At 60.8% G+C, this 19,300-nt stretch carries 13 protein-coding genes; 8 read left to right on the forward strand and 5 right to left on the reverse strand.

The annotated features are described in order from the left end of the window. Positions 1-38 precede the first annotated feature (38 nt). The 4 genes from xdhA to guaD all read left to right on the forward strand — a co-directional run bounded on the left by xdhA (position 39) and on the right by guaD (position 6,176). Positions 39-1,493: a xanthine dehydrogenase small subunit gene (xdhA, locus tag AC3WTM_RS09320; protein WP_102668965.1), complete on the forward strand. Its 1,455-nt coding sequence runs from the start codon at positions 39-41 to the stop codon at positions 1,491-1,493. Next, on the forward strand, positions 1,486-3,885 hold the full coding sequence (gene xdhB / locus AC3WTM_RS09325) for a xanthine dehydrogenase molybdopterin binding subunit (RefSeq protein WP_102668966.1): 2,400 nt from the start codon (positions 1,486-1,488) through the stop codon (positions 3,883-3,885). The genes xdhA and xdhB overlap by 8 nt, the downstream gene beginning before the upstream one ends. Before the next feature lie 135 nt (positions 3,886-4,020). Continuing rightward, complete coding sequence (gene xdhC / locus AC3WTM_RS09330; RefSeq protein WP_102668967.1) at positions 4,021-4,863, forward strand: xanthine dehydrogenase accessory protein XdhC; 843 nt, start codon at positions 4,021-4,023, stop codon at positions 4,861-4,863. A gap of 8 nt (positions 4,864-4,871) precedes the next feature. Then, entirely contained in the window at positions 4,872-6,176 is a 1,305-nt protein-coding gene (gene guaD / locus AC3WTM_RS09335; RefSeq protein WP_102668968.1) for a guanine deaminase, read from the forward strand. A gap of 164 nt (positions 6,177-6,340) precedes the next feature. Here the strand turns inward: guaD and AC3WTM_RS09340 are convergent, their stop codons facing one another. Then, positions 6,341-7,105, reverse strand: a complete 765-nt coding sequence (locus tag AC3WTM_RS09340) for a GntR family transcriptional regulator (RefSeq protein WP_008021853.1) — start codon at positions 7,103-7,105, stop codon at positions 6,341-6,343. Positions 7,106-7,431: 326 nt separating this feature from the next. Between AC3WTM_RS09340 and AC3WTM_RS09345 the strand changes: the two genes are divergently transcribed. After that, positions 7,432-8,646, forward strand: a complete 1,215-nt coding sequence (locus tag AC3WTM_RS09345) for a benzoate/H(+) symporter BenE family transporter (RefSeq protein ID WP_102668969.1) — start codon at positions 7,432-7,434, stop codon at positions 8,644-8,646. A 112-nt stretch (positions 8,647-8,758) separates the two neighbouring features. Here AC3WTM_RS09345 and AC3WTM_RS09350 read toward each other — a convergent pair whose 3' ends face one another. Beyond that, complete coding sequence (locus AC3WTM_RS09350; protein ID WP_007971486.1) at positions 8,759-9,103, reverse strand: YggL family protein; 345 nt, start codon at positions 9,101-9,103, stop codon at positions 8,759-8,761. A gap of 235 nt (positions 9,104-9,338) precedes the next feature. Here AC3WTM_RS09350 and dacB point away from each other — a divergent pair, with 235 nt between their 5' ends. Next, entirely contained in the window at positions 9,339-10,799 is a 1,461-nt protein-coding gene (dacB, locus tag AC3WTM_RS09355) for a D-alanyl-D-alanine carboxypeptidase/D-alanyl-D-alanine endopeptidase (RefSeq protein ID WP_102668970.1), read from the forward strand. Between the two features lie 138 nt (positions 10,800-10,937). On the opposite strand, the gene AC3WTM_RS09360 is transcribed toward dacB, so the two are convergent. Both AC3WTM_RS09360 and rlmKL read right to left on the reverse strand, forming a co-directional pair. Beyond that, positions 10,938-13,337: a sensor domain-containing diguanylate cyclase gene (locus AC3WTM_RS09360; protein ID WP_102668971.1), complete on the reverse strand. Its 2,400-nt coding sequence runs from the start codon at positions 13,335-13,337 to the stop codon at positions 10,938-10,940. Positions 13,338-13,564: 227 nt separating this feature from the next. Beyond that, on the reverse strand, positions 13,565-15,835 hold the full coding sequence (gene rlmKL / locus AC3WTM_RS09365) for a bifunctional 23S rRNA (guanine(2069)-N(7))-methyltransferase RlmK/23S rRNA (guanine(2445)-N(2))-methyltransferase RlmL (RefSeq protein ID WP_102668972.1): 2,271 nt from the start codon (positions 15,833-15,835) through the stop codon (positions 13,565-13,567). A 530-nt stretch (positions 15,836-16,365) separates the two neighbouring features. Here rlmKL and rmf point away from each other — a divergent pair. After that, positions 16,366-16,581, forward strand: coding sequence for a ribosome modulation factor (gene rmf / locus AC3WTM_RS09370; protein ID WP_003223300.1), 216 nt, complete (start codon positions 16,366-16,368; stop codon positions 16,579-16,581). Positions 16,582-16,829: 248 nt separating this feature from the next. Here the strand turns inward: rmf and AC3WTM_RS09375 are convergent, their stop codons facing one another. After that, positions 16,830-17,849: a quinone-dependent dihydroorotate dehydrogenase gene (locus AC3WTM_RS09375; RefSeq protein WP_102668973.1), complete on the reverse strand. Its 1,020-nt coding sequence runs from the start codon at positions 17,847-17,849 to the stop codon at positions 16,830-16,832. Between the two features lie 228 nt (positions 17,850-18,077). On the opposite strand from AC3WTM_RS09375, the gene AC3WTM_RS09380 reads away from it, so the two are divergent. Continuing rightward, a complete protein-coding gene (locus tag AC3WTM_RS09380; protein WP_102668974.1) occupies positions 18,078-19,289 on the forward strand; it encodes a CmpA/NrtA family ABC transporter substrate-binding protein in 1,212 nt (403 codons plus the stop codon). Positions 19,290-19,300: the final 11 nt, after the last annotated feature.

The following is a 19,300-nucleotide window of genomic DNA, read 5'->3' on the forward strand; positions in this document are numbered from 1 at the left end:
TATCGGTTAACAACAATAATGAGTCTGCGAGGCCTTCCGTGATCCAGTTTTTACTAAACCAGGAACTCCGTAGCGAGCACGCCCTGGACCCGAACCTGACCGTGCTCAATTATCTGCGCGACCATGTGGGCAAGCCCGGCACCAAAGAAGGCTGCGCCAGCGGTGACTGCGGCGCCTGCACCGTGGTGGTCGGCGAATTGCAGACTGATGACGACGGCCGCGAACACATTCGCTATCGCAGCCTCAACTCGTGCCTGACCTTCGTGTCGTCCCTGCACGGTAAGCAACTGATCAGCGTCGAGGACCTCAAGCACAAAGGTGAACTGCACAGCGTGCAGAAAGCCATGGTCGAGTGCCACGGCTCGCAATGCGGCTTCTGTACCCCAGGCTTTGTGATGTCGCTGTTTGCCCTGCAAAAGAACAGCGATGCACCGGATCATGCCAAGGCCCACGAAGCACTGGCCGGCAACCTCTGCCGTTGCACCGGCTACCGGCCGATCCTGGAAGCCGCCGAGCAGTCCTGCTGCGCCAAGCAACCGGACCAGTTCGACGCCCGCGAGGCCGACACCATCGCACGCCTCAAAGCCATTGCCCCGACCGATATCGGCGAACTCAACAGCGGCGACAAGCGCTGCCTGGTGCCGCTGACCGTGGCCGACCTGGCCGACCTCTACGACGCTTATCCACAAGCCCGCCTGCTGGCCGGCGGTACTGACCTGGCGCTGGAAGTCACGCAGTTCCACCGCACCCTGCCGGTGATGATCTACGTCGGCAACGTCGCCGAGATGAAGCGCATCGACCGCTTTGACGATCGCCTGGAAATCGGCGCCGCCACGTCCCTGTCCGATTGCTACGAGGCCTTGAACGCCGAGTACCCGGACTTCGGTGAATTGCTGCACCGCTTCGCGTCCTTGCAGATCCGCAACCAAGGCACCCTGGGCGGCAACATCGGAAACGCATCGCCAATTGGTGACTCGCCGCCCCTGCTGATCGCCCTCGGCGCGCAAATCGTGCTGTGCAAAGGCGAAACCCGCCGTACCCTGGCGCTGGAAGATTACTTCATCGATTACCGTGTCACGGCACGCCAGGAAAGCGAGTTCATCGAGAAGATCATCGTGCCCCGCGCCAGCGTCGAAAAACTGTTCCGCGCCTACAAGGTTTCCAAGCGCCTGGACGATGACATCTCGGCAGTCTGCGCCGCCTTCAGCATTTGCCTGGAAAACGGCGTCGTCGCTGAAGCCCGCGTCGCCTTCGGCGGCATGGCCGCCATCCCGAAACGCGCCGCTGCCTGCGAAGCCGCGTTGCTCGGCTCGCCATTCAACAACGCCACTGTCGAACGCGCCTGCGCTGCCCTGGCCGAAGACTTCACGCCGCTCTCGGACTTCCGTGCCAGCAAGGAATATCGCCTGCTCAGCGCACAGAACCTGCTGCGCAAGTACTTCATCGAACTGCAAACACCGCACATCGAGACTCGAGTGACCGCTTATGTCTAATCATCACGCCGTAGAGAAGACCCAAGCCGAATTGGCTGAACTGTTCGCCAAGGACCTGACCACCGGTGTCGGCCGCAGCGTCAAGCACGACAGCGCCGCCAAACATGTGACCGGTGAAGCGCAGTACATCGACGACCGCCTGGAGTTTCCGAACCAGTTGCACGTTTATGCGCGCATGTCGGACCGTGCCCACGCCCGGATCATCAGCATCGACACTTCGCCCTGCTACGCCTTTGAAGGCGTGCGCATCGCCATCACCCACGAAGACGTGCCGGGCCTGAAGGACATCGGTCCATTGCTGCCGGGCGATCCACTGCTGGCGATCGATACCGTGCAATTCGTCGGTCAACCAGTGATCGCCGTGGCAGCAAAAGACCTGGAAACCGCGCGCAAGGCAGCGATGGCCGCAATCATCGAATACGAAGACCTGGAACCTGTGCTGGACGTGGTCGAAGCCCTGCGCAAGCGCCACTTCGTACTCGACAGCCACACCCACAAACGCGGCGATTCGGCCACTGCGCTGGCCACTGCCGAACATCGCATCCAGGGCACGCTGCATATTGGCGGCCAGGAACACTTCTACCTGGAAACCCAGATCTCTTCGGTGATGCCGACCGAAGACGGGGGCATGATCGTCTACTGCTCCACGCAGAACCCCACCGAAGTGCAGAAGCTGGTGGCCGAAGTTCTGGACGTGTCGATGAACAAGATCGTTGTTGACATGCGCCGCATGGGCGGTGGTTTCGGCGGCAAGGAAACCCAGGCGGCCAGCCCTGCGTGCCTGTGCGCGGTGATCGCGCACCTCACCGGCCAGCCGACCAAGATGCGTCTGCCACGGGTCGAAGACATGCTGATGACCGGCAAGCGTCACCCGTTCTATGTCGAGTACGACGTGGGCTTCGACAGCACCGGCCGCCTGCACGGTATCAACCTGGAACTGGCTGGCAACTGCGGTTGCTCCCCCGACCTGTCGGCGTCGATCGTCGACCGCGCTATGTTCCACTCGGACAACTCGTATTACCTGGGCGATGCGACCATCAACGGTCACCGCTGCAAGACCAACACCGCGTCGAACACCGCCTACCGTGGTTTCGGCGGCCCGCAAGGCATGGTCGCCATCGAAGAAGTGATGGATGCCATCGCCCGTCACTTGGCCCTTGATCCGTTGGCGGTGCGCAAGGCCAACTACTACGGCAAGACCGAGCGCAACGTCACCCACTACTACCAGACTGTCGAGCACAACATGCTCGAGGAAATGACCGCGGAACTGGAAGAAAGCAGCCAATATGCCGAGCGCCGCGAAGCGATCCGTCGCTACAACGCCAACAGCCCGATCCTGAAAAAGGGCCTGGCGCTGACCCCGGTGAAATTCGGTATTTCCTTCACCGCCAGCTTCCTCAACCAGGCCGGCGCCCTGGTGCACGTCTACACCGACGGCAGCATCCACTTGAACCACGGTGGCACCGAAATGGGCCAGGGCCTGAACACCAAGGTCGCGCAAGTCGTGGCCGAAGTGTTTCAGGTGGAAATGGACCGCGTGCAGATCACCGCGACCAACACCGACAAAGTACCGAACACCTCGCCGACTGCCGCTTCCAGTGGCGCCGACCTGAACGGCAAGGCCGCGCAGAACGCCGCTGAAACCATCAAGCAACGCCTGGTGGAATTCGCGGCTCGCCAGTACAAGGTCAGCGAAGAGGACGTGGAATTCCACAACGGCCACGTGCGGGTTCGCGATCACATCCTGACCTTCGAAGCGCTGATCCAGCAGGCGTATTTCGCCCAGGTGTCGCTGTCGAGCACCGGCTTCTACAAGACCCCGAAAATCTACTACGACCGCAGCCAGGCCCGTGGCCGGCCGTTCTACTACTACGCCTTTGGTGCGGCGTGCTGCGAAGTGCTGGTCGACACCCTGACCGGCGAATACAAGATGCTGCGCACCGACATTCTCCACGACGTCGGCGCCTCGCTGAACCCGGCCATCGACATCGGTCAGGTCGAGGGCGGATTCATCCAGGGCATGGGCTGGCTGACCATGGAAGAGCTGGTGTGGAACAACAAGGGCAAGCTGATGACCAACGGCCCGGCCAGCTACAAGATCCCGGCCGTGGCGGACATGCCGCTGGACCTGCGGGTGAAGCTGGTGGAAAACCGCAAGAACCCCGAAGACACGGTGTTCCATTCCAAGGCCGTGGGCGAGCCGCCGTTCATGCTCGGCATCGCCTCGTGGTGTGCGATCAAGGACGCCGTGGCGAGCCTGGGCGATTACAGGCATCAGCCGAAAATCGACGCCCCGGCGACACCGGAGCGAGTGTTGTGGGGCTGTGAGCAGATGCGCCAGTTGAAGGCGGCGAAGGCTGTCGAGGCTGAGACCGAGTTGGCTTCGCTCTAGGACCGAGGTGCGGCTATCGCGAGCAAGCTCGCTCCCACAGGGTTATGTGCTGACTGATGGACCTGTACAAATCCAATGTGGGAGCGAGCTTGCTCGCGATGGCGGACTAACAGACACACAGATGTCGAGGTGAACATGTACAACTGGATCGACGCCCTCGCCGACCTGCAAAACCAGGGTGAGCCCTGCGTGCTGGTTACCATCATCGAAGAGCTCGGCTCGACGCCGCGCAACGCTGGCTCGAAGATGGTCATCAGCGCGAGCCAGAGCTTCGACACCATCGGTGGCGGGCACCTGGAATACAAGGCCATGAAGATCGCTCGCGAGATGCTCGCCAGCGGCAAGCAGGACACCCATCTGGAGCGCTTCAGCCTGGGCGCCAGCCTCGGCCAATGCTGCGGTGGCGCGACCGTATTGCTGTTCGAACCGATGGGCCAGGTACAGGCGCAGATCGCCGTGTTCGGTGCCGGCCACGTGGGCCGGGCGCTGGTGCCACTGCTGGCCAGCCTGCCTTGCCGGGTGCGCTGGATCGATTCGCGGGAGGATGAATTCCCCGAGCAGATCCCCCATGGCGTGCGCAAGATCGTCAGCGAAGAACCGGTGGATGAAATCGATGATCTGCCAGCCGGAAGCTACTACATCGTGATGACCCACAACCACCAACTCGACCTAGAACTGACCGCTGCGATCCTCAAGCGCAACGACTTCGCCTACTTCGGCCTGATCGGTTCGAAGACCAAACGGGTGAAGTTCGAACATCGCCTGCGCGATCGCGGTTTCGACAACAGCGTCGTGCAACGCATGCGCTGCCCGATGGGCATCGGTGAAGTCAAAGGCAAGCTGCCTGTGGAAATCGCCATCTCCATCGCGGGCGAAATCATCGCCACCTACAACGCCAATTTCGGCCAGCAAACCTCCAGCGCCGGATCGATTGCCAAACTGCTGCCTGCCTCACGCCGCAGCCAAGCCTCCAACTGAGAATTCTCATGCCTCTGACTCGCAAAGCCTACCGCGCCGCCATCCTGCACAGCATCGCCGACCCAGCCGTCGTTGGCATCGAAGCCTCCTACGAGTATTTCGAAGACGGCTTGCTGGTTGTGGATAACGGCCAGATCAGCGCCCTCGGTCACGCCAGCGAACTGCTGCCGACCCTGCCGGCTGACGTCGAAATCACCCACTACCAGGATGCACTGATCACCCCCGGCTTCATCGACACCCACATCCACCTGCCGCAAACCGGCATGGTCGGCGCCTATGGCGAGCAACTGCTGGACTGGCTCAACACCTACACTTTCCCGTGCGAAAGCCAGTTCGCCGACAAGGCCCACGCCGACCAGGTCGCGGACATTTTCATCAAGGAACTGCTGCGCAACGGCACCACCACTGCGCTGGTATTCGGCAGCGTGCACCCGCAATCGGTGAACTCGTTCTTCGAAGCGGCCGAGCAGCTCGACCTGCGGATGATCGCCGGCAAGGTGATGATGGACCGCAACGCCCCGGACTACCTGACCGACACCGCCGAATCCAGCTACGTCGAAAGCAAGGCGCTGATCGAGCGCTGGCACGGCAAGGGTCGCCTGCACTACGCGGTCACCCCACGCTTCGCACCGACCAGCACCCCGGAACAACTGACCCTGGCCGGTCAGCTGCTGACCGAGTACCCGGATCTGTACATGCAGACCCACATCAGCGAAAACCTCAAGGAAATCGAGTGGGTCAAAGAGCTTTTCCCGGAGCGCAAGGGCTACCTGGACGTCTACGATCACTACCAGTTGCTCGGCGAACGCTCAGTGTTCGCCCACGGTGTGCACCTGTGCGATGACGAGTGCGCGCGACTGGCCGAAACAGGTTCGGCCATCTCGTTCTGCCCGACCTCGAACTTCTTCCTCGGCAGCGGCCTGTTCAACCTGCCGATGGCCGAGAAGCACAAGCTCAATGTCGGTATCGGCACCGATGTGGGTGGCGGCACCAGTTTCTCGCTGCTGCAAACCCTCAACGAAGCCTACAAGGTCATGCAGCTGCAGGGCGCACGCCTGAGCCCGTTCAAGTCGCTGTACCTGGCAACCCTCGGCGGCGCCCGTGCGCTGCGCCTGGAAGACAAGATCGGCAACCTGCAACCGGGCACCGACGCCGACTTCCTGGTGCTGGACTACAACGCCACGCCGCTGCTGAGCTATCGCCTGAAGCAGGCCAATAACATCGCCGAGACATTGTTTGTGTTGATGACCCTGGGGGATGACCGGACTGTGCTGCAGACTTATGCGGCGGGGAATCTGGTGCATCAGCGGTAAAGCTCTCCGGACATAAAAAATCCCCCGTGATCATCAGATTCCGGGGGATTTTTTATGTCCTGTTGTAGGAGCGAGCTTGCTCGCGATGAACCTGAGGGCGCCACGGGTTGTCAGGCTTCCCGCGTAATCGTTAACGACCATCGCGAGCAAGCTCGCCCCACAGATCAGATTTTCGCTGGCGAACGCCCAGGCTTCTTGGTCTGCAACAAATGCGAGAACACCGCATGCAGATCATCCGACGCACTTTCCTCATCGAGGTTGAGTTTGCTGTCGATGTGATCCATGTGATGCATCATCAGGTCCACCGCCAGTTCAGCGTCGCGCTTTTCGATGGCATCGATCAACTGGGTGTGCTCGTCGTAGGAGCAATGGGAACGGTTGCCGCTTTCGTACTGGGCGATGATCAGCGACGTCTGGGACACCAGGCTGCGCTGGAAGCTGATCAACGGGGCGTTTTTCGCCGCTTCGGCGAGTTTCAGGTGGAATTCACCCGACAGGCGGATGCCGGCACCACGATCGCCACGGGAGAAGCTGTCGCGCTCGTCGTTGACCATCTGGCGCAACTCGGCAATCTGCTCGGCGGTAGCGTGCTGAACCGCCAATTCGGTGATCGCACGCTCGACCAGACGGCGGGCCATGAACACCTGACGGGCCTCTTCGACGCTCGGGCTGGCGACCACGGCGCCGCGATTCGGACGCAGCAGCACCACGCCTTCATGGGCCAGGCGCGACAAGGCGCGGCGAATGATGGTGCGACTGACCCCGAAAATTTCCCCCAGCGCTTCTTCGCTCAACTTGGTGCCGGGCGCCAGACGCTGCTCGAGGATGGCCTCGAAGATATGCGCGTAGACAATATCGTCCTGGGTACCGCTGCGGCCGGCTTTGCCTGCTCGCGGTTGTTTCTTTAGGGGTTGCAACTGTTCGTTCATGGGCACTCGAGTCGGAAGAACTGCGGCGAATTGACCGTGACTGTAATACGGCACAGTGGGTCGCTGGCAAGTATCGCGTAAAAAACACTGCGATTGTACACAATGGAGGGTGGCAACACGACTGTACGGCTGAATGTTGTCTCGGCTGTATTGCAATGATCCCTTACGTTTGAGTTTAGGCTTGAACCCGCAATTTCCCACTCATTGTAGGAGCGAGCTTGCTCGCGAAAAAACCGCAGACGCTGCGGGGTGTCAGGCCCCCAACGTCATCGTTGACGACCATCGCGAGCAAGCTCGCTCCTACAGGTAAAAGGAACACCGCCGTCATGAACGACGCCACGCACGCGCAGCTCCGCCCACTGGCCGACACCTCGCCCTCGGCCATCGTCGCCGGGTTCATCGCCATGATGACCGGCTACACCAGCTCCCTGGTGCTGATGTTCCAGGCCGGGCAAGCGGCGGGCCTGAGCAGCGGGCAGATTTCTTCGTGGATCTGGGCGATTTCCATCGGCATGGCGGTGTGCTCCATCGGCCTGTCCTTGCGTTATCGCACGCCGATCACCATTGCCTGGTCGACCCCGGGCGCAGCGCTTTTGATCACCAGCCTGGGCGGCGTGAGCTACGGCGAAGCCATTGGTGCCTATATTACCTGCGCGGTGCTGGTGACGATTTGCGGGCTGACCGGTAGCTTCGAACGACTGGTGAAAAAGATTCCGGCATCCCTGGCCGCCGCCCTGCTGGCGGGAATCCTGTTCAAGATCGGCAGCGAGATTTTCGTCGCAGCGCAACACCGCACTGCCCTGGTACTGGGGATGTTCGTCACTTATCTTGTGGTCAAGCGCCTGTCGCCGCGCTATGCGGTGTTGGCGGCATTGCTGATCGGCACGGCATTGTCAGGGTTCATGGGGTTACTGGACTTCAGCGGCTTCCACCTGGAAGTGGCCACGCCGGTCTGGACCACACCGCACTTCTCCCTGGCCGCGACCATCAGCATCGGCATCCCGCTGTTTGTCGTCGCCATGACCTCACAAAACATGCCCGGCATCGCCGTATTGCGCGCCGATGGTTACACGGTACCCGCCTCGCCGCTGATCACCACCACCGGCATCGCCAGTTTACTGTTGGCACCGTTCGGTTCCCACGGGATCAACCTGGCGGCCATCAGCGCTGCGATCTGCACCGGTCCCCACGCCCATGAAGATCGTAACAAGCGCTACACCGCGGCGGTCTGGTGCGGGATTTTCTACGGGATTGCCGGCGTGTTTGGCGCAACGCTCGCGGCATTGTTTGCCGCGCTGCCCAAGGAACTGGTGCTGTCGATTGCGGCGCTGGCGCTGTTCGGCTCGATCATCAATGGCTTGAGCATCGCCATGAGCGAAGTGAAGGAACGTGAAGCGGCGCTGATCACCTTCATGGTCACGGCATCGGGGCTGACGCTGTTTTCCATCGGTTCGGCGTTCTGGGGGATTGTCGCGGGGGTGGTGACACTGCTGATCCTGAACTGCAGGAGCGAACCTGCTCGCAATGGTCGTCAACGATAACGCTGGAAACCTGAGGCCCCGCGGCGCTCTCAGGTTCATCGCGAGCAAGCTCGCTCCTGCAAAAAAAAGCAAAAAAAACGGCGACCCTCGGGTCGCCGTTTTTTTCAGAACATCAAGCTACCGGATTGATCGGCTTTTCCGGGTACCAGACGTCCAGCAGCGGGCTGACTTCAACGCTGGTCAGCTCGGTGCGGCCTTTGAGCCAGGCTTCAACGGCAGCGCGCTGTTCAGCGCTGACCGAGCCACGCTTCTGCAGGCAAACCAGACCGTAGTCGTCGCCGCCAACATAGCCCAGACCGTTGGCTTCCATGGCTTCTTTGAGGAACGCGTCGAGGAAAGCATCAATGGCTTCATCAGCCAAATCTTCTTTGAAATCCAGGTTCAGTTCGAAACCCAGCTCTTGAAATTCATCGACGCACAGTTTTTTGCGCAGACGCTGGGAACGGTTAGTCGCCATTGGAACAATCCTCTTAAGTAATAACGGGCGGCACTTTAGCAGCTTAAGCCATCGATTGCCTGACTCTCTGGGCCACCACGCCTACCGTCGGTAAAAAAATAGCCGATCAGGATGCTCGCGCACGGCACAAGCCGTGACACCTTGGGGCATAATGCCGACACTTTCATGACCATTGAGGGAATTTATTTCCATGCCCTCTTTATATTTCCCCCTCGGCTGTAGGGTTTTATTTCAGATGATCAAATCTTTGCGTCCTTTGCTGTTGGCCGGTTTTCTACTCCCCCTGGCCCTCCCCGTTTCCGCCGCTCCAGTCAATACCGCGTTGTCGCCCAACGTTGAAAAAGCGCTGAAAGCCAGCAAGTTGCAGGACAACGCCCTGTCGCTGGTGATGATCCCGCTCACAGGCCCCGGCACCCCGACGGTGTTCAACGCCGACGTGTCGGTCAACCCGGCATCGACCATGAAGTTGGTCACTACCTATGCGGCGCTGGAAATGCTCGGCCCAAACCACCAGTGGAAAACCGAGTTTTACACCGACGGCACCCTCAGTGGCGGCATTCTCAACGGTAACCTCTACCTCAAGGGCGGCGGCGATCCGAAGCTGAACATGGAAAAACTCTGGTTGCTGATGCGCGACCTGCGCGCTAACGGCGTGACCCAGGTCACCGGCGACCTGGTGCTGGATAAAACCTTCTTCGTGCAACCGCAACTGCCGGAGTTCAATGACGACGGCAACGACGATAACAAGCCGTTCCTGGTCAAGCCCGACTCGCTGCTGGTCAACCTCAAGGCGCTGCGCTTCGTCGCGCGCAATGACTCGGGCAAGGTGCTGGTCTCGGTGGAGCCGCCGATTGCGAGCATCCGCATCGACAACCAGGTCAAGGCCCTCAACTCCAAGCAATGCACCGGTGGCGTGCGCTACAACCCGGTGACTCAGGCCGACGGCAGCGTGACCGTGACGGTCGGCGGCCAACTGGGGGAAGGCTGCAGCTCGCAGACTTACCTGTCGCTGCTCGACCACGCGACCTACACCGCCGGCGCCGTCCGCGCGATCTGGAAGGAACTGGGTGGCAGCATTCAGGGCAGGGATGTGCTGGCGCCAACACCGAAAGACGCCAAGGTCCTGGCCCGGGCCTTCTCGCCGGACCTGGCGGAAATCATCCGTGACATCAACAAGTACAGCAACAACACCATGGCCCAGCAGTTGTTCCTGAGCCTGGGCCAACGCTTCCGCACCGATGCCGATGGTGACGACGCCAAGGCTGCCCAGCGTGTCGTGCGTCAGTGGCTGGCGAAAAAGGGCATCACCGCGCCGCACCTGGTGATGGAGAACGGCTCCGGCCTGTCCCGTGCCGAGCGTGTCAGCGCCCGAGAAATGGCCTCGATGCTGGAAGCTGCCTGGCACAGTCCGTATTCCGCCGAATACATCAGTTCGATGCCGATCGCCGGCACCGACGGCACCATGCGCAAACGCCTGAAGACCACTGCAATGCGCGGTGAAGCCCACGTCAAGACCGGCACCCTGAACACCGTGCGGGCGATCGCCGGTTTCAGTCGCGACGTCAACGGCAACACCTGGGCGGTGGTGGCGATCCTCAACGACAAGGCCCCGTTCGGCGCCTCGTCGGTGCTCGATCAGGTGCTGCTGGATCTGTACCGCCAACCGAAAACGCCGCAAACGGCGTCGGTGTTGTAACCGAATCTAGAAAGCTCCAGAGATCTACTGTGGGAGCGAGCTTGCTCGCGATGGCGGCATGACAGTCAGCATCAATGTTGAATGTAAAACCGCTATCGCGAGCAAGCTCGCTCCCACAGGGTCTGCGTACAACCCGGGTTAACTCATCTCCCCTTCTACCCGGTCCCTTCCTGCCTGCTTCGCCGCGTAAACCCCGGAATCCGCGCGCAACAGCAAGGCATCGGCGCCCTCCCCGACCCGCCAACTGGCAATCCCGAAACTGGCAGTGACCGTACCGACGCCTTCAATGGGTGAACTGCGCAGGCCTTGCCACAATTGCTGGGCCAACATATAGGCCTGTTCACCGCTGATATCCGGGCACAGCACCATGAACTCCTCACCGCCCAAGCGGCAGAACACATCAGTGCGACGCAGCCGGTGGCCTATCCGTTGGCACACGGCCTGCAACACCCGATCACCGATGGCATGACCATGCAGGTCATTGATGCGCTTGAAATGGTCGATATCGAGCATGATCACCGACAGATCCCCACCGCCACGCTCCACTCGGGCCATTTCGATGGTCAAGCGCTCCTGGAAATAACGCCGGTTGTGGATACCGGTCAGGGAATCGGTGACCGACAACGCGCGCAACTCTTCTTCCACCCGCTTCCTATCGGAAATGTCCGAGATGTAGCCGTGCCACAGCACACCGCCACCGGGCAGTTCCTCTGGCGTGGCCTCGCCACGCACCCAACGCAGACCCCGTTGTGGCAATTGCACGCGGTATTCCTCGCGCCAGGGGCTGAGGGTGTCGGCCGAGGCGCGGATCGAGGCACGGACACGGGTGCTGTCCTGGGGGTGAATCCGGGTGAAGATCGCTTCGGCATTGAGCAGCAGCACGTCAGGTTCCAGCTCGTAGATCTCGCGAATACCGTCGCTGGCGTATATCACGCTGAAACGCCCGTCGAACTCCATCTTGAATTGGTAGATGCCACCGGGCACGTGAGCGCTGAGTTTCTTCAACAACAGATCCCGCGCCGCGAGCGCCTCATGGACCCGCTTGCGCTCGGTGATATCGATGCACACCGCCAGGTGCCCGACCCACAGGCCTTGCTCGTCGAGCACTGGCGTGGCGAGCATGTTGACTATCAAATGGCTGCCATCGCCACGTACCAGCGTCCACTCCCGAGCTTCGTGGCTGCCCTGCGCATCGCCTTCGACCAGCATCGCCTGGCAGGTCGGCACCGGTTTACCATAGCGTGCGCTCAACTCTGCCGAGCGAGCGACCAGCTCCCGGGGCAGGTGCAGGCTCTCCAGGGTCATATGCCCCACCACCTCGGCACTGGTATAGCCAAGCATCTGCTCAGCACCGGCGTTGAAGGTGCTGATGACACCGCGCAGGTCGGTGGCGATGATCGCGACCTGGGTGGCGGCATTCAGCACACCACGCAACTGACCATGGGTGCCGCGCAGCTCCTGCTCTCGATCCCGTAGCTCCTGGGTGCGTTGCTCGACCATTTTCAACGCCCGCTGCCGCTGGCTGACCAACACATACAGCAAGGCACTGAGCATCACGCTGAGCATTCCACCCAACACCACCACACTGGTCACGGAGGAATGATTGGCCTTCACGAACGCATCGCTGGGCTGGATATCGACTTGATAGTCATGGTCGGCCATGCGCAACAGGCGCGTGGCCGACAGCTCGCTGATGGCCGGCGGGTTGGGTGATTCGAACAGCACCTCGTGCTGGTCATCGATCGACAAATCGAGGATACGCACCGAGAGATAGTCATGGCTGGCGTCCGGCAGTCCGTCCGCCAACAACTGGCGCATGCTGATCACGGCCATGACATAACCGTAGGGCTTCGTGGATTTTCGGTCCTGACTGCTGCGCTGCATGAGCGGCGCGACCAGCAGCACGCCGCGCGCATAAGCCGGTTCGATACTCACCAGATGCATCGGTTGTGATACGGCCATACCGCCACGCTGATCGGCCCGAGCGAGCGTGGCACGCCGCAATGGCTGGGCCAGCAAATCGTAACCGATGGGAGCGCCGAGTTTGCTTTGCGTCTGGCTGTACAGCACTGCCACGTACTCATCTCGTTCGCCGGCCAGTTGCAATTGGCCCTCGGCGTTAAGCTCTCTCAGGGTGAAGTTGTTCAAGCCCTCGTCTCGCACCCGACGCTCGAACGCCACCCGCTCGTCACGAGTGATCCGCTGGGCATAGGAATACGCCTGGGTTCGCAGCAGCAAAGGTTGGGTGTAGCCGTCGAATTCCGCTCGGGACACCGAATTGGAATTGGCGAAAAATCGGCGCAGGCCGTCGAGGCGCTGCTCCTGATCTTCGAAACGCTCTTCGATACGGCTATAACGTTCGCTGGCCAGCAGTTGGAAACGTTGCCGCAATTGATGGTGAAACAGATTCAGCGTCGACCATGCCAGCAACCCGGTGAGCACCCCGCCAACCAGCAATACCAGCAGCGCGACCAACCAGGCCGAGGCATCTTCGCTGATTATTCCCAGGATCTTGGGGCGCACGGCGTGCAACGACATAAAACGCAAACTCAAAACGCCAGGTGCGGAGAAGCCCTTTGGCCATGAACTGAGTTATAGCTATTAGCCACTAATTTGACCAGCACTGAACACCCCTGTAGGAGCAGCCGGTCGACGCTCGATTGCTCGCGATGGTCGATAACGATAACGCGTGCTTTCTGAATACACGCGGCGCTTTCGGGTTCATCGCGAGCAGGCTCGCTCCTACAGTGAATCAGCACAGCTATTCAACGAGCCGTAATTTTCCAGGCGCGATGGATCTTGGCGTTGCGGGCAAAATCCGGATCGATGGTTTGGGCGGTGATCTCCTCGACTGCATAACGCTCGCCGAGATTGGCTTCCAGTTCAAACTTGCGGAAGTTGTTGGAGAAATACAACACGCCGCCGGGCGCCAGTCGCGCCATGGCCAGGTCGATCAATTGCACCTGATCGCGCTGCACGTCGAAGACACCTTCCATGCGCTTGGAGTTGGAGAACGTCGGCGGGTCGATGAAGATCATGTCGTACTCGTCACGACTGGCTTCGAGCCACGCCATCACATCACCCTGCTCCAGACGGTTCTTGTCGGAAAAACCGTTCAACGACAGGTTGCGACGCGCCCAGTCCAGATAGGTTTTCGACAGGTCGACACTGGTGGTGCTGCGCGCGCCGCCCTTGGCCGCATGCACACTGGCCGTCGCGGTGTAGCAGAACAGATTGAGGAAGCGCTTGCCGGCCGCCTCTTTCTGGATACGCATGCGCATCGGCCGGTGGTCGAGGAACAGACCGGTGTCGAGGTAGTCGGTGAGGTTCACCAGCAGCTTCACGCCCCCCTCATTGACCTCGACGAACTTGCCCTGTGCCGCCTGGCGCTCGTACTGCTTGGTGCCGCTCTGGCGCTCGCGGCGCTTGACCACCACACGGCTCTTGTCGATGTTCAACGCCTGCGGGATGGCTGCCAGGGCATCGAACATACGGGCCGAAGCCTTTTCCGGATCGATTGATTTCGGCGCGACGTACTCCTGGACATGCACCCAATCGTGATACAGGTCGATGGCCATGGAGTATTCCGGCATGTCGGCATCGTACACGCGGTAGCAGTCGATGCCTTCACGCTTGACCCACTTGCCCAGGGCCTTGAGGTTCTTTTGCAGGCGGTTGGCGAACATCTGCCCGCCTTCGCTCAGGCGCGGCTGCTCGACCACTGGAGCCGGTGCCGGCACCGGTTTGATCGGGTTGCCGTTTTTGTTGAACTTGCGTTCCTGCGGTTCGTTCGGCGCCTGATCGTAGGCGGCTTGCTCGCGCTCGACCTGGCGCTGCTCCGGAGTACGACGCTCGCCGGTGACGAATTGATCCGGCAACACCTTGATCAGCAACAGCTTGCACGGCAAGGCGCCGTTCCAGAACGAATACTGCTTGTGGCTGCGGATGCCCATGCGCTTGCCCAGGTCCGGGGCGCCGGTGAACACCGCGGCTTCCCAGTTGAGGCAAGCCTGACGCAGGCGTTCGCCAAGGTTCTGGTAGAGGTAGAGCAGGCTCGCCTCGTCGCCCAGGCGCTCGCCGTATGGAGGGTTGCAGATCACCAGGCCTTTCTGGTTCTGGTCCGGACGCGGCTCGAAGGTCGCGACTTCGCCCTGGTAGATCTTGATCCACTCACTGAGGCCAGCACGTTCGACGTTGTTGCGGCCCGGTTGAATCAGGCGCGGGTCGGCTTCGTAACCGCGAATCCACAGCGGCGGCTTGGCCAGGCCGACTGCGGCGCGTTCGGTGGCTTCTTCGTGGAGTTTTTTCCACAGCGCCGGCACGTGACCGAGCCAGGCGGTGAAGCCCCACTGCTCGCGACGCAGGTTCGGCGCCATGTCGGCGGCGATCATGGCGGCTTCCACCAGGAACGTGCCGACACCGCACATCGGGTCGGCCAGAGCGCCGCCTTCGGCTGCAATACGGGGCCAGCCGGAACGGATCAGGATGGCGGCCGCGAGGTTTTCCTTGAGCGGCGCCGCGCCTTGCTGCAAGCGATAGCCGCGCTGGTGCAGGCTGTGACCGGACAGGTCAAGAGACAGAATGGCTTCGCCACGATCCAGGCGCAGGTGAATGCGCAGGTCCGGGTTGAGCTTGTCGATGGACGGACGGTCGCCTTGCGGGGTGCGCAGTTTGTCGACGATGGCGTCCTTGACCTTCAGCGCGCCGAAGTGGGTGTTGTCGATACCTGAGCCATGGCCGCTGAATTCGACGGCCAAGGTGCCGTCATTGAGCATGTGGTCTTGCCACTCGATGTCCAGCACGCCGTGGTACAGGTCTTCGGCGTCCTTCATTTGGAAACGCTTGAGTACCAGCAGCACGCGGTTGGCCAGGCGCGACCACAGGCACAGGCGATAAGCGGTTTCCATGGTGGCCATGCCGCGTACGGCAGAGGTGTGCTCCCGCGCTTCCTCAAGGCCAAGCCCGACGGCTTCCTCGATGAGCAGGCCTTCAAGGCCTTTTGGGCAAGTGAGGAAGAGTTCGAAACGATCGGACATGGGAATTCCAGAACCTTTAGCTAAGTGACCGGGCAACGCATTGCCGGTCCGGTTTTCAATCAGGCGCTTTTCTCGAAGAGCGCCCGCGTGGCACGAAGGTGTGCCGTTCCACCCCTGCTGCTCGGGTTAAATGAGCTTAGATGCAAGGACAGATAAAAAAGTTGATGCAACAAAATGTCATAAGTCGACCCTTCGTCGAATAGTGCTTCCCGGCAACGGGAGCCATTCTCACTAAAGGATTAAGCCCATCATCCAGCGCAGAGCCGATCATACCGGGGTTTGGCCAATAAATACGCTACAAACGCTTTGTTACTTATGGCGTTAGCACATGAACGGTTACGTCCTTATGACAAAACGATCATTCCCTCGATGTGACGCATTGGTTAGAACTCAATACAGGTTGGCGCCGCAATGACGCCAACACCTTGGCTCGTCACGCCGGCAACGAGCCCCCAACGGCAGAGTTTTTCTGCCAGACCTCAATAGAGGTCGACGCGATAAATACAGTCAACAAGTGAGGGCAACACCCTATGAGAAGACTTAAGCGTGATCCGTTGGAAAGAGCATTTTTGCGCGGATATCAATATGGCGTTGGTGGTAAATCCCGTGAGCTTTGCCCATTTACTCTACCGTCGGTACGTCAAGCCTGGATTAACGGCTGGCGAGAAGGACGCGGCGACAACTGGGACGGTATGACCGGCACTGCGGGAATCCACAGACTCAACGAACTTCACGCCGTCGGCTAATTACAGGGCACAACACTCCGACACGACAATCTGATTTGTACTGAATTAACCATGCACGTCCCATCCGGACGGCGGGCTCCGGCCCAGGGGCTCCTTTAAAGGGGCCCTTTTTATGCCTGCTCATTGACCCGGAACAATCCCCCTGTAGGAGCGAGCCTGCTCGCGATGAACCCGAGAACACCGCGTGTATCCAGAAAGTACGCGTTATCGTTATCGACCATCGCGAGCAGGCTCGCTCCTACAAGGGCTCAGCGCAGGGCTGCGATGGCGTCTACAGACTCACGAATCAGCGCCGGGCCTTTGTAGATGAAGCCCGAGTAGATCTGCACCAGGCTCGCGCCCGCGGTGATTTTCTCCGCTGCGTGCTTGCCTTCGGTAATACCGCCGGCAGCGATGATCGGCAGCCGACCACCCAGCTCCGATGCCAGCACCTTCACGGTGTGGGTGCTCTTGTCGCGAACCGGCGCTCCGGACAGACCACCGGCCTCTTCGCCGTGTTCCATGCCTTCGACGCCTACACGGCTCAGGGTGGTGTTAGTCGCAATGACCGCATCCATCCCGGTTTCGATCAGCGCTTGCGCAACTTGTGCGGTTTCTTCGTCGCTCATGTCCGGCGCGATCTTGATCGCCAGCGGTACATGTTTGCCATGACGCAATGCCAGTTCCGCACGGCGCTCGGCCAGATCGGCCAGCAGCTGCTTGAGCGAGTCACCGAATTGCAGGCTGCGCAGGCCCGGCGTGTTCGGCGAACTGACGTTGACCGTCACATAGCTGGCATGGGCGTAGACCTTGTCCAGGCAGATCAGGTAGTCGTCCACGGCACGCTCGACCGGCGTGTCGAAGTTCTTGCCGATGTTGATGCCCAGCACGCCCTTGTATTTGGCCGCCGCCACGCGGGCCAGCAGGTGATCGACGCCGAGGTTGTTGAACCCCATGCGATTGATGATCGCCTCGGCTTCCGGCAGACGGAACAGGCGTGGCTTCGGGTTGCCTGGTTGCGGACGCGGCGTGATGGTGCCGATTTCGACAAAGCCGAAACCCAGTTGGGCGAAACCATCGATGGCCGCGCCGTTCTTGTCCAGGCCGGCGGCCAGCCCCACCGGATTCGGGAAGTCCAGGCCCATGACATTCACCGGCATCTTCGCCGGGGCCTTGCACAGCAAGCCGTTGAGCCCAAGACGACCGCCCGCGCCGATCAGGTCCAGGGACAGATCGTGGGAGGTTTCCGGGGAGAGTTTGAACAACAGCTGACGGGCCAGGGTGTACATGGGCGGATTTGACTCGATTGGCGGCGAATTGAGGCGGCGATTATAGCCGGGCAACGGGGTGGCAAGCGAGGCGCGTGATCAAATCAACGGATAATGGCATATGCCTTGCACCACTCTGGGCACCAGCACCCATGCCAACGACCGAATGTGTGCAAAGACAATGGCGTCGTCCCCGGCCTGCTCATGCAAGAACTCGGGACGACGTTTTTTTTGCAAGGTGAACACGCGATGAACGAACCATCAGCCGGCCCTCTGGCCTGGGTCAATGGCAGCGATGCCCCGGAAAAAACCGAAATCAATCTCGGCTTCATGGCTCTGAGCGACTGCGCCTCAGTGGTTGTCGCCGCCACCCAAGGCTTCGCCCAACCCCATGGATTGACCCTGAACCTCAAGCGTCAGTCGTCCTGGGCCAACCTGCGGGACAAACTGGTCAGCGGCGAACTCGATGCCGCCCACAGCCTCTACGGTCTGGTTTACGCCGTTCACCTGGGCATCGGTGGCGTGGCCGCGACCGACATGGCCGTGCTGATGGGCCTGAATCAGAACGGCCAGAGCATCAACCTGTCCCGTGGTTTGCAAGCGCTTGGAGTGACCAGTCCTGATGCACTGGAACGGCACGTGCACCAAACTCGCTCAAAATTCACCTTCGCTCAGACGTTTCCAACCGGCACCCACGCCATGTGGTTGTATTACTGGCTCGCCAGCCAGGGTATTCACCCGCTCCTGGATGTCGACAGCGTGGTGGTGCCGCCGCCGCAAATGGTCGCGCACCTGCGGGCCGGGCGTATCGACGGGTTCTGCGTCGGCGAACCCTGGTCCGCCAGCGCCGTGCAACAGGACCTCGGCTTCACCTTGGCCACGACCCAGACCATCTGGCCCGATCATCCGGAAAAGGTCCTGGGCTGCACCCGCGCCTTCGTCGAGCAATACCCCAACACTGCCCGCGCGTTGGTGATGGCGATTCTGGACGCCAGTCGCTTCATCGAAGAAAGCAGCGAAAATCGTCGCGGCACCGCGCAATTGCTCAGTGCAGCGCAATACCTCGATGCGCCGCTGGAATGCATCGAGCCGCGCCTGCTGGGCGACTATGTCGATGGTCTGGGCAATCGCTGGCAAGACCCACACGCCCTGCGCTTCCACGGTGAAGGCGAGGTCAATCTGCCGTACCTGTCCGATGGCATGTGGTTCATGACCCAGTTCCGTCGCTGGGGTTTGTTGCGCGACGACCCGGACTACCTCGCCGTGGCCCGTCAAGTCCAGCAACTAGACTTGTATCGTGAAGCGGCCAGCGCTGTAGGTGTCGCGGTACGGGGCAAGGAGATGCGCAGCAGTCAGTTGATCGACGGCAAGACCTGGGACGGCTCGGACCCGGCCGGTTATGCCCGCAGTTTCAAACTGCACGCCATGAGCGACAGCTCGCACCGATCCGCCAGCCGCTGACAGGAGACCAT

The organism is Pseudomonas sp. EU05-FHT14B02, from assembly GCF_058791055.1.